Annotated in this window: 10 protein-coding genes and 1 pseudogene; 1 reads left to right on the top strand and 10 read right to left on the bottom strand. The window is 70.4% G+C overall.

Annotation, left to right across the window (positions count from 1 at the left end):
* Positions 1 to 205 precede the first annotated feature (205 nt).
* Positions 206 to 2,281 (top strand): annotated as a pseudogene (locus HCC78_RS34745) (hypothetical protein).
* A 508-nt stretch (positions 2,282 to 2,789) separates the two neighbouring features.
* Here the strand turns inward: HCC78_RS34745 and HCC78_RS09375 are convergent.
* The 10 genes from HCC78_RS09375 to HCC78_RS09330 all read right to left on the bottom strand — a co-directional run bounded on the left by HCC78_RS09375 (position 2,790) and on the right by HCC78_RS09330 (position 11,741).
* On the bottom strand, positions 2,790 to 4,130 hold the full coding sequence (locus HCC78_RS09375) for a cytosine deaminase (protein ID WP_216671088.1): 1,341 nt from the start codon (positions 4,128 to 4,130) through the stop codon (positions 2,790 to 2,792).
* Entirely contained in the window at positions 4,127 to 5,083 is a 957-nt protein-coding gene (locus HCC78_RS09370; protein ID WP_172328503.1) for a LysR family transcriptional regulator, read from the bottom strand. Before HCC78_RS09370 ends, HCC78_RS09375 begins: the two co-directional genes overlap by 4 nt.
* 63 nt (positions 5,084 to 5,146) lie before the next feature.
* Positions 5,147 to 6,139: an isopenicillin N synthase family oxygenase gene (locus HCC78_RS09365; protein WP_172328502.1), complete on the bottom strand. Its 993-nt coding sequence runs from the start codon at positions 6,137 to 6,139 to the stop codon at positions 5,147 to 5,149.
* Positions 6,140 to 6,261: 122 nt separating this feature from the next.
* Positions 6,262 to 7,146, bottom strand: coding sequence for an ABC transporter permease (locus HCC78_RS09360; protein WP_216671087.1), 885 nt, complete (start codon positions 7,144 to 7,146; stop codon positions 6,262 to 6,264).
* Positions 7,094 to 7,870: an ABC transporter ATP-binding protein gene (locus HCC78_RS09355; protein WP_172328501.1), complete on the bottom strand. Its 777-nt coding sequence runs from the start codon at positions 7,868 to 7,870 to the stop codon at positions 7,094 to 7,096. Before HCC78_RS09355 ends, HCC78_RS09360 begins: the two co-directional genes overlap by 53 nt.
* A gap of 3 nt (positions 7,871 to 7,873) precedes the next feature.
* A complete protein-coding gene (locus HCC78_RS09350) occupies positions 7,874 to 8,863 on the bottom strand; it encodes an ABC transporter substrate-binding protein (RefSeq protein ID WP_172328500.1) in 990 nt (329 codons plus the stop codon).
* Positions 8,864 to 8,893: 30 nt separating this feature from the next.
* The gene (locus HCC78_RS09345) at positions 8,894 to 9,052 is read right to left on the bottom strand and encodes a hypothetical protein (protein WP_172328499.1); all 159 of its coding nucleotides are present in this window, start codon (positions 9,050 to 9,052) and stop codon (positions 8,894 to 8,896) included.
* A 369-nt stretch (positions 9,053 to 9,421) separates the two neighbouring features.
* Positions 9,422 to 10,378: a HesA/MoeB/ThiF family protein gene (locus tag HCC78_RS09340; protein WP_172328498.1), complete on the bottom strand. Its 957-nt coding sequence runs from the start codon at positions 10,376 to 10,378 to the stop codon at positions 9,422 to 9,424.
* The gene (locus HCC78_RS09335) at positions 10,375 to 10,986 is read right to left on the bottom strand and encodes a thiamine phosphate synthase (protein WP_172328497.1); all 612 of its coding nucleotides are present in this window, start codon (positions 10,984 to 10,986) and stop codon (positions 10,375 to 10,377) included. Before HCC78_RS09335 ends, HCC78_RS09340 begins: the two co-directional genes overlap by 4 nt.
* Entirely contained in the window at positions 10,983 to 11,741 is a 759-nt protein-coding gene (locus HCC78_RS09330; protein WP_172328496.1) for a thiazole synthase, read from the bottom strand. The genes HCC78_RS09335 and HCC78_RS09330 overlap by 4 nt, the downstream gene beginning before the upstream one ends.
* Positions 11,742 to 11,743 lie beyond the last annotated feature (2 nt).

Below are 11,743 nucleotides of genomic sequence, written 5' to 3'. Positions count from 1 at the left end.
GCAAATGTACGGCCGGGCTGGTGTCGCAACGCTGAAGGCGAGGATCACCGCGATGCCATAGGCAAAGGCCTGCATCAAAATTGAGTCAGAGCCGAAAGGGGACCCGCCCGTCTCGTCTGCACCGCGCATGCCTGTCTCCACTGTTGATCCGCAGCGGGTGAATCATGTTCTGAAACCGGCGTAGAGGTCTGACTATTTCAGCAGCCTGCTGGTGGCGGAAACGATTGCGAAGATCCGTCGGGCGTTCTTCAGGAGTGAGGGATGGGCCGCCGCGGTCCGAGGCCCATGCCGAACAAGCCGGTCCGGGAGATCTGCCGGGCTCTCAGGGGATCGATGAACGAGGCGCGAGCCGCCATCGGTGCCAAGGCCGCGCCGGACGGTCCGCAAGGCCATCCGCACCGGTGCCACCGAATTCGCCTGCCAGCGCAGCGTCCGGCACAGGCCCAGGCTCGACCCGTTCCGCGACGCCCTCGGCCGGATGCTCGAGGAGACCTCCCGCCGCCCGAAGCGCGAGCGGCTGACCCGGACCGCATTTTCGAGGAGCTTCGGGCCCAAGGCTGTGAAGGCGGCTGCGATGCCGCCAGGCGCTGCGCCGCGACCTGGCCGGAGGCGGAGGTCGCTGCTTCGGCCGGGGCGCATGTTCCGCCGAGCTTCGATCCCGGCGAAGCCTGCCAGTTCGACTGGAGGCGGGGAGGATCAGGAAAGGCGCCAGCGGCGCGTTTCCCGGACGGACAGATCGCGGCGACCGGCGGCGCCACGGCCAAGATCAAGGCGGCCCATGCCCGGCTTTGCCGCAGCAGGATGGTCCATGTCCGCGCCTATCCGCGGGAGAGTGAGCCATGTGGTCGCCATGGTTCGAGACCCATGGCGAACGGAGATGCTCCTTGACGCTCATGACCGGGCCTCCGTTCGGGGGCGGCCTCGGACCGGTGGCGGATCGCCCCCTCGCTCTTCGGCGGGGCCTGCGCGCGCGGCATCTGCGACAGCGTTCGTTGATCCGCCATCGGTCCGGGGAGTTGCCGGCGAAGCGCCATCGGTCCGAGCCCGCCGGCGACGGACGCGAAGACTGCGGCAGGCACGATCTTCACCGGCAGGGAGCGGGCCTATGACCGGCTTCGCCATCGGACTTGAACCGGTGGCGTCCCGATGGCTCAGCCCAGCAGATGTGCGGCCACTATCTTGTTGGTCCGCCGTCCATCGGGCTCGAACCAATGGCGCCACGATGAACGGCCCTGCACACCGGCTTCTGGCTGGGAACGGGCCAATGAGCGCCAATGGTCCGAGCGAGTTGCCCATCGCGGCGCCACCGGTCCGAGCCCGGTGGGCGACGGCAAGTGGACAGGCGGAGAACCCGTCCGGAACGGTCCGGAAGCGGTTCTTCGTGCCGGCGCCGAAGTTCCGGAGCCATGCCGAACCGAACGCCTGGCTCGAGGACCGTTGCGTCACGCAGAAGGCGTGCCTCCGGCGCGCCGCCCGGGCCAAGACCGGCCGCCTTCCGGAGCTTCGCGACAGGACCGTCCGGGAGGTGTTCGAGAATGAGCCATTGTGCGCCATTGGTTCGAGCGCAATGGCGAATGCGCCCGCATCTCGTGCCCTGTGCCGGGCCGTTCGGCGGCTTCCATGCCGTGCCTGCCGCTCGACCGTCGCCGGCCGGCTCGGACCGGCGGCGCCGCACCGGCAATTCCCCGGACCGATGGCGGACAAGGCCCCGCTCTCGAAGACCTGCCTCGTCCGCTTCGACCGCAACCGGCATTCCGCCGATGCCCGCGCGGTCGGCAAGCCGGCGGAGAGTGGGTCATGTGGTCGCCACCGGTCCGGGCCCCGTGGCGAACGCCTGTGCCGCGCATGTCGCGTTCTGGCTGGAGCGAGCCATCGCGCCGCCATGCGTTCTAGGCCGATGGCGAACAAGGTGGCCGGGCGCCGCGAGCGGGCCCTCGGCCGCGGCCATGCCGTCTGCGGCCCGCTCCGCTACATTCCCGTGCCGGCCCGAAAGCCCGGCGCAGTGAGACACCAGGTCGCCATGCGTTCGAGAGTTGCCAATGAGTGCGCCAATGGTTCGGGCAGCATTGGCGACGGCGAACGCCCGCTCCGCGACCGGGACCTTCCCGCGGGTCCGCGCCCAATGAGGCAGAAGCCGGAGCGCGTTCCCGGCGGCGACCGCCGGATGGCCGAGATCCCCGCCGCGCTGCCGGTCGACGGGCCGGAGGCTGTCGAGGCAGCCTGCGCCGAAGCCCTCGCGCATCGAAAGCGGCGCCAGTTCGGCCCAGCTTCCGTCATTTGAGACGAGGCAGCGCCAGGTGGAGTTGCCGCGGTCCCTCAGCGTCACCAGCGAATTGGCCTCGGAATATTCGGCGGCCTCCACCGTGCCGCCCTGGGCGTCTGGAAAGCCGGTGGCGCGCAGCTCGCCGATGCAGCGGTCGATCGCATCCTGGCTGACATCGGCGGCGGCAAGCGGGGCAGCCGCGAGCAGGGCTGCGGCAAGAAGGGCGGGCAAGCGCATCGGTCCGGCCTCCGTTCTGGCCGGGCGGCTCCGGCTGCGGACTGACGGGTCGTCATGGTCTTCGGAACCGAGGCTAGCCCGGATGCGCTGCCGGGCAAAGCATGAACTCCGCATTCATTGTGGGTGCCCTTGCCGGCGCGGGGGGACGCCGTCGGCTGGAGCTTGGCCGCGGTCTTGCTCTACGGCCACCAGCGGCGGCGCCGGGCGGGCCGACGCGTCACGCGTTCGGGTGCGGGGCAATTGCCGCAGCGGGGCCCGCGACGGACCCGGTTCGGATGGCCGCCCGGGATCAGCCGCCGAGCGTCGCATAGGAGGGCGGCCGGGCAGTGCTGCGCCTGCCGCGCTTGACCAGCAGCCGGTCGGATTGCGGCCGGGCGATCACCTGGTCGAGGCTCCAGGCCTCGAACACCGCCAGATCGGCATCGCGGCCCGGGCCGATCAGCCCCGCTGCGATCCCCATCGCCTTTGCGGGCACCGGCCCGGCCAGCGCGGGCGCATCTCCATAGGGGTGGTCGAGATGCAGGATGCGCAGCGACTGCCGCCAGGTGTCCAGCATGTCGTGATCGCCATATGCGTAGAACGGATCGCGGCAATTGTCGCCCGCCACGGCCACCGGCACGCCCGCCGCGCACAGTTCCGCCACCGGCATCACGCCGCGCCAGCGGGGCGTGCGGCCGGGCTGGCGGTCCTGCAGGTACATGTTCACCGTGGGCAGCGTCACCATCGAGATCCCCGCCTGCGCGACCAGCGCGATGGTCTCCGCCATCTCCGCCTCGGGCAGCAGCGCCAGCGAGCAGCAATGCCCGCAGGTTACCCGGCCCTCGTAGCCATGGCGGAGCGCGGCGCGGGCGACATGCGGCAGGGCGCCGGCCTTCATCGCCTCGTCGACATGCAGATCGATGTCGAGATCCCGCGCCTTTGCGAGCCCGAAGAGCCGGTCGAGCAGCTCGTCGATATCGTCGAGCCCGTCGCCATGCGCGCCGCCCGCCGCCCGGGTCACGCCGCCCATCAGCCCGCCATGGGCGGCGACCAGATCGGCCAGCCGCTCGCCATATCCGCCGCGGTAGCTGTCGAGCGGCACCAGCGCCACCGCCTGCAGCGCGACGCGCTCCGCCCAGGCGGCGCGGGTCTCGGCGAAGGCGCCCCAGGTGGTTTCCGCCTGGCCCTCGTGGCTGTCCAGATGGGTGCGGATCGCCGTCACGCCGTGCCCCTCGGCGCAGGCCAGGCCGAATTCCATCCTTCGGCGCAGGTCGTCATGGGTCCAGTGCGCCTTGCGGTCGGCGGAGGTCGCGTCGCGCGCGCCGGGGTGGGTGCCGCCCGAATCCGGCGCGCGGCCCATCGTGTGGCCCTTGTCGAGATGGGTGTGCATGTCGACGAGCATCGGCCAGACCTGCCGCCCGCCGAGGTCCAGCGCCGCCTCAGCCGCCAGCGATCCGGAGGCGGCAACGGCGGCGATCCGGCCGTCCTCCAGCATCAGGTCGACCGCGGCGGACCCGTCGGGCTGCATCGCGGCGCCTTGCGGCGCGCCGCCGTCGAGCAGGCAGGCGGGCACGGCGGCGCCCGAGAGCAGCACCCGGCCCTTGCCGGTGAGCATGTCTGCCGGAACTGCCCGGCGGAAATCGTCCTTCATTCGTTCTTTCCGTTCTTCTGGTCCGGCACGGCGCCGGAGATGTCTTCGCGGACGGGCACCGTTTCCGGACGCCCGAAATGGGTTTCGATGACCTGGATGAAGCGGCTTGCGGCCGGAGACAGCGTGCCGCGCGCGCGGTGGACGAGCGTCAGCCGCTGCCGCCCGGCCGCGCCCTGCAGGGGCAGGAAGGCGAGGTCGCCGTCGCGCAGCTCCTGGTCGATGTCCACGCGGTTGAGGAAGGCGACATGCGGCGCGCGGCGGGTCAGGCGCTTCATCAGCTCCATCGAATTGGTTTCCACCATCGGTTCGATGGCGGCATGGGCGGGGGCCAGCGCCTCGACGGCCTCGCGCAGCGAGATGCCCCGCGGCGCCAGCACCATCGGGTAGATCAGGCAGTCGGAGACCCGGACGCTGGCCTTGGCGGTCAGAGGGTGGTCGGGCGCGACCACGGCGCCGAGCCGGTGCTGGTATTCGGCGACGCGGGCCAGGCGCGGATCCTGAGGCAGGTTGTAGGCCAGCGCGATTTCCGCCCCGCCGCCCGCCACCAGGTCCATCACGCCGCCGCGGTCCGAGACGGTCAGCTCCAGCTCGACATGCGGATGCGCCTCTCGGAACGCTGCCACGACCCCGGCGAGCCGCCCCGAGGCCAGGGTCGACATGGTGGCGACGGTGACGCGGCCATGGCTGAGGCCGCGCAGCCCGGCAATCTCGGCCTTCATCTTCTCGTGGGCGCGCAGCGTGTCGCGGATATGCGCGACGAGGATCTCGCCCGGCGAGGTCAGCTTCAGTCCGCGCGGCATGCGCTCGAAGAGCGGCGCGCCCATTTCCTCCTCCAGCTCGAGGATGTGCCGGTTGATCGCCGAGGCCGCGACGTTCAGCTCCTTGGCGGCGCGGCGGATCGAGCCCTGGCGGGCAACCTCGTCGATGTAGCGCAGCGCGCGTCCGTGCAGCATGTCCAGTCCTTCGCGGGAAAGCCGCCCCCGATCCTGCCGGGGGCGGCCATCGGGTTCAACGGCTTACTTCCCGGCGGCGAAATTCGCGTTGATCCGCATGGTCAGGTAGTCGCCCGCGGTCATCGGCGCGTATTTGCCCAGCGGCCCCTGCATGACCGCATCGCGGTTGGCCTGGCAGAAGAACGGCAGGGACAGGCGGCGGCCCATGTATTCGCCCGGCTCCGGCATCCGCACCCGGTGCAGCGTCGATTGCAGCTGGTCGTCGGACCAGCGCATGAGCATGTCGCCGATGTTGCAGGTGATGTGCCCGCGCTTCGGGGCCACGTCGGTCCACTGGCCGGTGGCCGCGTCCTTGCCCGGGCAGACCTGCAGCCCGCCTTCGCCCTCCTTCTGGTGCAGGATGGTCAGGCAGTCGAAATCCGAATGCGCGCCCGCGCGCCAGGCCCTGAAATCCCCGGGCTTGGCATTCTCCATGGACATGTAGTGGATCAGGCGCAGCGTCGACTGGTACTGGTCCGAGCCCTGGTCATGCACCTCGGCGAAGAAGTCCTCGGCAAAGCCCATCTTCAGCGCGAAGCAGCTGAGGATGCGCATGCCCAGCTCCCAGTTCTGCCGTTCGAAGCGCAGCATCTTCGCGCGGAAGCCCGGCAGTTCCGCCTCGGCGGGCCAGAGCCCGTCCATGTCCGGCCGGGTGATCTGGTAGCTTTCCTTGTTGTCCGGCGTGCCGGTCGAGGGCCGCACCTGCGCCTTGAACTCCCAGCCGGCATTGGTGCCCTTCGGCATCGGATACTGCGCCTTCACCTCCTCGGGCAGCTCGAAGAACTCCCAGGCGGTGTCGAAGGCCAGGTCGATATCCTCTTCGGCAATGCCGTGGCCGGTCACCTGGAAAAAGCCGACCTCGGTCGCGGCCTGCCACAGCTGGCCGGCAATCTCCGCCTTGCGGGCGTCGAAATCCGACAGGTCGATCACCGGCACGGCGCGCTCCACCGTGGTGCCGGCGCCGCCGATCGTGGATTCCTTGGCAAGTTCCGAGAGGGCGTAGTCATTGGGGGTCATGTCGGTCTCCATTTCATGTGCCGGAAGTCCCGGCGGGGGAATGGAGCAATGACCGGGGCGCGTGCCCCTTCCGCTTCTGCTCCGGGTTCGGGTGGCCCGGGCCGTTCAGGGCCCGGGAGGGGTCAGCGGGATTTCGGCAGGCTCCAGGGGAAGAGGAGCCGCTGCACCAGGATCACGGCCTGGAAGAGCGCGAGCGACATGGCGGCGAGCACGAGCAGTCCGCCCCAGGCCTGCGGCAGCTTGAAGAGCGAGGTCGAGACCTGGATGAAATAGCCCACCCCGGCCTCGGCCGCGCAGAACTCCGCCACCACCGCGCCGATGACGGCCAGCGTGATCGAGATCTTGAGCGCCGAGAAGATGTAGGGCACCGCGAAGGGCAGGCGGATCTGGGTCATCTCGCGGAAGCCGGGGGCGCGGAGCGAACGGCTGAGTTCGATCAGCTCGGGCGGCGTCGCGGCCAATCCGGTGGCGGTGGCGACCACCAGCGGGAAGAAGGTGATCAGAGTCGTGATCACGATCCGCGGCGCGTCGCCTGCCCCCAGCACCACGATGATGATCGGCGCGATGGCGACGACCGGTGTCGACTGGATCACCACCAGCAGCGGATAGAGCGTGCGGCTGAGGATCTGCACCCGCATCATCAGCACGGCCAGCGGGATCGCGATCAGGATCGACAGGCCGAAGCCCATCAGCGCGACGCGGAGCGTGGCAATGACATGGGTCGCCCAGCGGTCCCACCCGATCACGCCGAAAGTCCCGAGGATCGCCGAGGGCGCGGGCAGCAGGTAGGACGGCACGGCGAAGAGCCGTACCGAGATTTCCCAGAACGCGACGGTGCCCGCGAGGGTCAGCAGCGTCGCCAGTCCGGGCATCTGCCCGGCGCGGCGGAGCGCGGCGGCAATCGCGTCGCGGTACGGGGTGACGGCGGGGGCGGGCCAGCTTTCCTGCGCCATGTCAGGCTGCCCGCTTGCCGATGAGGAGGTCGCGCAGATGCGAGGCGAGGTCATTGACGGCAGGCTCCTTGAGGGTTTCGGGACCGCGATGGCGATCCAATGGCACGGGGATCTCGGTCAGGACGGTGCCGGGACGGCCGGTCATTACCAGCACCCGGTCGGCCAGCAGCGCGGCCTCGGTAACCGAATGGGTGATGAAAACCACGGTTTTCGGCTTGTCGGCGAACATCTTCAGCAGGTCGAGGCCCATCACCTCGCGGGTCAGCGCGTCGAGCGCCGAGAAGGGCTCGTCCATCAGCAGGATTTCCGGGTCCATCAGCAGGGCGCGGGCGATGCCCACCCGCTGCTGCATGCCGCCCGACAGCTCGTCGGGCAGGCGCTTGCCGAACCCCTCCAGCCCGACCATGTCCAGGAGTTCCTGCGCCCGGGCACGGTCTGCACGGCTGACCCGGCCGGTCTTGTGGCGGCGCGGGAAGGTCACGTTCTCCTCAACCGTTGCCCAGGGCAGCAGCGTCGGCTTCTGGAAGACGATGCCGATATCCTCGCGCGGGCCGGTGACCGTCTTGCCGTAGACCTCGACGGAGCCGCTCGTGGGCTTCAGCAGTCCCGCGATCATCCGCAGGAGCGTGGATTTTCCGCAGCCCGATGGGCCGAGGATGGCGAGGAATTCATGCTGCCTGACCTCGAAGCCGACGTCGCGCAGGGCCTCCACCCGCCCGGAGCGGGCGGAGAAGACCTGGCCTGTCCGGTCGAAGCGGATGGCGGGAGGAGGGGCCATGGCTCAGCTCTCCGGCAGGTAGCTGCGTGCCACCGCGGTTTCCGGATCGAACGCAGCCGCATCCAGCCCCTGCGCCTGGGCAACCCGCGCCCAGGTGGCGGCAAGGCGGTCCGCGTCGAAGGTGCCCAGGCCGTTGGCGTCGGTGACCTCGTTGAAGATCAGCGGCAGCGCGTCCTTCAGCGAGCCGGTGACATCCTCGGCGCCGAGTTCCGGCACCAGGGCAGCGACCGAGGCGGCGGCCTCTTCGGGATTTTCGCGGCAGAACGCGACCGAGGCGCGGAACGCCCTGACGAAACGGGCAGCGACATCCGGGCGCTCGGCGAGGAAGCCGTCGGAGGCGATCAGCGAGGCGGAGTAGAGCTCCAGCCCGGCTTCGGACCAGGGCAGGGCGACGATCTTCTTGCCTGCCTCGGCGGCCTGGTTGCCGTAGCGCGTCAGGTCGGTCATCCAGGCGATGATGCCGTCGGCCCGGCCGGTCATCAGCATCGGACCGAGCGCGCCGGGATCGGCCTTGATCAGCGTGATGTCGTCCTCGGCGATGCCGACCTCCTCCAGCACCAGCGGCAGGTAGACGTTCGAGGAGGTGAAGGGCGAGGTGGCGATGGTGCGGCCCCTGGCGCCGGCCACGCTGTCGAAGCCCGATCCCGCGAGCGTGTAGAAGGCGTGCGGCCCGGTGTTGAAGACCGACATGACGGCGGTGACGCCGACGCCTTCCTGCGCCTTGGCGGCCAGCAGCGCGCCGATATCGGCCATGCCGATGTCCGAGGAGCCTGCCGCGAGGCGGGAGATCGCGTCGGTCGAGCCGCGGCCCGGCACGATGGTCACCTCGAGCCCTTCGGCCTCGCAGAAACCCTGCTCGATGCAGACATAGATCGGCGCCTTGTCGCCGCCCGGCAGCCAGTCGAGCTGGTAGGCGACCTTGTCGGCGGCCATTGCGGAGGATGCAGCCATCAGGCCGCCGAGGGCGCAGGCGCCCAGCAGTCGTTCGTACATGGAAATGGACCTTTCGGGGTCTGGTGGGGTCTAGCGGCGGGCCGTCTCGATCGCGTCCGGCAGGTGGCCCCCGGCCAGAAGGCGCGCGCGGGCACAGTCCCGTTTCGCGGCATCCTCTGCGGCAAGGCAGCCGAGACAGGGATGGCCGCCGGGAATGGCGGGGGCCGGAGGGGCGGGCAGATGGGTCATGGCAGCTCCGTTCGACAGGTTTTCCACTCGGGTTCCGTCGAGCAATGCCCAGGAGCTGGCTCCAGACCGCTTCTACTCGCTGGCCTCAATATGCGGACGCTGAACGGGTTTTGGAACCGGAAAATCGCGGTTTCCATCCTGCCTGGAAAGCGGGCGCATCGGCAGGTGAAATTTGCATGTTCGATGGGCGATTTGGAAAGATGGTTATGAAACATATGGTTATAGGTGCGCTGCGCGCCGACCGGGCGCTGCGCGGGGCGCGGGAAGCGGGCAAAATATCACCGTACGCATTTCGCGCACAGTTGTTCCGGAAAATACCACATCTGCATGGCGGCCATGCAGAGAGGCGAAAGCTGGCCTCCAGTTCGGTCAGGCCAGAATCGCGGTTCTCGTATGCCCGGCAGCTTCCAGCGCCCGCGCCGCGCGCCAGGCCCGCAGCCCGGTCGCGCAGGCGAAGACGACGCGCTGCCCGTTGCCGGGCCGCAGCTGCGGTACCCCGGCCGGATCGCAGCGCAGGGCCTGCGGCACCGGCAGTTCCGGCGCCTCGAGCGTCCCGCGCAGTTCCACCACCAGGTCTTCCGGCGCGAGATCCGCGGCCGCGACGACCTCCGGTCCGGGCGCTTCGGGTTCCGGCGCCCCGTCGAAGCGGAAGCCCGAGACCTGCCAGTTCTCCAGGTCCAGCGTCATCAGCTGGCCCAGCGGCGAGGGGCGGCGGCCGAGCAGGACGGAAATCGCCATCTGCGCCTGCAGGCTGCCGAGCATGGCGACGGCGGGTCCCATGACGCCGGTCTCGGCGCAGCTGCCCGCCCGCGGCGGCAGGTCGGGAAAGACCGCGCGGATGCTCGGCGCGCCGCCGCAGAACCCGCCCGCATAGCCGCGCCAGCCGGTGACCGAGGCCGAGACCAGGGGCAGCCCGGCGGCCAGGCAGATATCCGACAGCGCATAGGTCACGGCGAAACTGTCGGCGGCGTCGATCACCAGGTCGACCCCGTCGGCCTCCCCCCGCGCAAGCGCCGGGTCCAGCCGGGCCGCCAGCGGGTCCGCCCGGCAGTCCGGGTTCAGCGCCGCCAGCGCTTCCGCCGCCGCGGCGGCCTTGGGCCGCCCGAGATCGGCCATGCGGTAGAGCGTCTGGCGGTGCAGGTTCGTGTCCTCCACCACGTCCGGGTCGACGATGCGCAGCTGCCCGACGCCTGCCCCGGCCAGGAGCGGAAGCAGCGCCGAGCCGAGCCCGCCCGCGCCGACGACCAGAACCCGCGCCGCGGCCAGCCGCGCCTGTCCCTCGGCGCCGATGCCCGGCAAGCGGGTCTGGCGGTCATAGCGGCTCATGCGGCCATCTCGCGCGTCGCGGCGATCCAGTCGCGGCAGCGCGCCACCGGGTCCTCGGCGCGCTGGATGTCGGTGACCACCGCGGCGCTGTCGGCGCCGGCTGCGAAGAGCCCGGGCAGCCGGTCCACCGTCAGCCCGCCGATGCCCACGAGCGGCGTGTCCCCGGCCATCGCCTTCCAGCGGGTCACCCGCTCCAGCCCCTGCGGTCCCCATTTCATCTTCTTCAGCAGCGTCGGATAGACCGGCCCGAGGGCCACATAGTCCGGGCCGTGCGACAGCGCTCGCTCGAGCTCCGCTTCGTCATGGGTCGACAGGCCGAAGCGGATGCCCGCGCGGCGCAGCGCATCGAAATCGGCCGCGTCCATGTCTTCCTGGCCGAGATGGACGAAGTTGCAATCCAGCTCCAGCGCCAGTTCCCAGTAGTCGTTGACGACAAGCTGCGCGCCGTGCCGCGCGCAGACGTCCCGGGCGCGGGCGATCTGGCGGCGCAGCTCGGGCGCCGCCATGTCCTTGGCGCGCAGCTGCACCAGCCTGACGCCGAGCGGGACCATCCGCTCCAGCTCCGCCGCGTCGCCGGTGATCAGGTAGAAGGGATCGAGCCGCGTCATGCCAGGCTCGCCATGCCGAAGAGCGGCGTCGAAGCCGCGGCCATGTCGCGCCTGGGCATCAGCCCCGCGCGATGCGCCTCCAGGCCGGCCGCCACCGCGCCGGAGAAGGCCCGCGCCATCGCCACCGGGTCGAGCGCCTTGGCGACGGCGGTGTTCAGCAGCACCGCGTCGAAGCCCATCTCCATCGCCTGCGCGGCCTGGCTCGGTGCGCCGATCCCGGCATCGATCACCAGCGGCATTCCGGGGAAGTGCGCCCGCATCGTGCGCAGCCCCTCGATGTTGCGCAGCCCCTGGCCCGAGCCGATGGGCGCGCCCCAGGGCATCAGCACCCGGCAGCCCGCCTCGATCAGCTTCTCTCCGAGGATCAGGTCCTCGGTCGTGTAGGGGAAGACCTCGAACCCCTCCATGCACAGGATGCGCGCCGCCTCGACCAGCGCGAACGGATCGGGCTGCAGCGTGTCGGCATGGCCGATGACCTCCAGCTTGATCCAGGGCGTGCCGAAGAGCTCGCGCGCCATGTGGGCGGTGGTGACCGCCTCCTTCACCGTGTGGCAGCCCGCGGTGTTGGGCAGGATGCGGCGGCCGGCGCCCTTCAGGATCTCGCGGAAGGCGCCGCCCTCGCGCCCCTCGCGGCGCAGCGAGACGGTGATGACCTCCGTGCCGGAGGCGGCGATGGCCTCCGACAGGATCTGCGGCGACGGATATTGCGCCGTGCCCAGCATCAGGCGGCTCTGAAGCTCGGTGCCGTAGAACATGG

Origin of the sequence: Mangrovicoccus sp. HB161399 (genome assembly GCF_013184745.1) — a bacterium.
Taxonomy (GTDB): domain Bacteria; phylum Pseudomonadota; class Alphaproteobacteria; order Rhodobacterales; family Rhodobacteraceae; genus Mangrovicoccus.
This window is presented reverse-complemented; position numbering and strand designations above follow the sequence as displayed.

What these genes read in the sequence shown, in the direction of transcription:
- HCC78_RS09375 (WP_216671088.1), bottom strand. Translation starts at nt 4,130, where the DNA reads ATGAAGGACGATTTCCGCCGGGCAGTTCCGGCAGACATGCTCACCGGC.
- HCC78_RS09370 (WP_172328503.1), bottom strand. Translation starts at nt 5,083, where the DNA reads ATGCTGCACGGACGCGCGCTGCGCTACATCGACGAGGTTGCCCGCCAG.
- HCC78_RS09365 (WP_172328502.1), bottom strand. Translation starts at nt 6,139, where the DNA reads ATGACCCCCAATGACTACGCCCTCTCGGAACTTGCCAAGGAATCCACG.
- HCC78_RS09360 (WP_216671087.1), bottom strand. Translation starts at nt 7,146, where the DNA reads ATGACCTCGCCTCGCATCTGCGCGACCTCCTCATCGGCAAGCGGGCAG.
- HCC78_RS09355 (WP_172328501.1), bottom strand. Translation starts at nt 7,870, where the DNA reads ATGGCCCCTCCTCCCGCCATCCGCTTCGACCGGACAGGCCAGGTCTTC.
- HCC78_RS09350 (WP_172328500.1), bottom strand. Translation starts at nt 8,863, where the DNA reads ATGTACGAACGACTGCTGGGCGCCTGCGCCCTCGGCGGCCTGATGGCT.
- HCC78_RS09345 (WP_172328499.1), bottom strand. Translation starts at nt 9,052, where the DNA reads ATGACCCATCTGCCCGCCCCTCCGGCCCCCGCCATTCCCGGCGGCCAT.
- HCC78_RS09340 (WP_172328498.1), bottom strand. Translation starts at nt 10,378, where the DNA reads ATGAGCCGCTATGACCGCCAGACCCGCTTGCCGGGCATCGGCGCCGAG.
- HCC78_RS09335 (WP_172328497.1), bottom strand. Translation starts at nt 10,986, where the DNA reads ATGACGCGGCTCGATCCCTTCTACCTGATCACCGGCGACGCGGCGGAG.
- HCC78_RS09330 (WP_172328496.1), bottom strand. Translation starts at nt 11,741, where the DNA reads ATGTTCTACGGCACCGAGCTTCAGAGCCGCCTGATGCTGGGCACGGCG.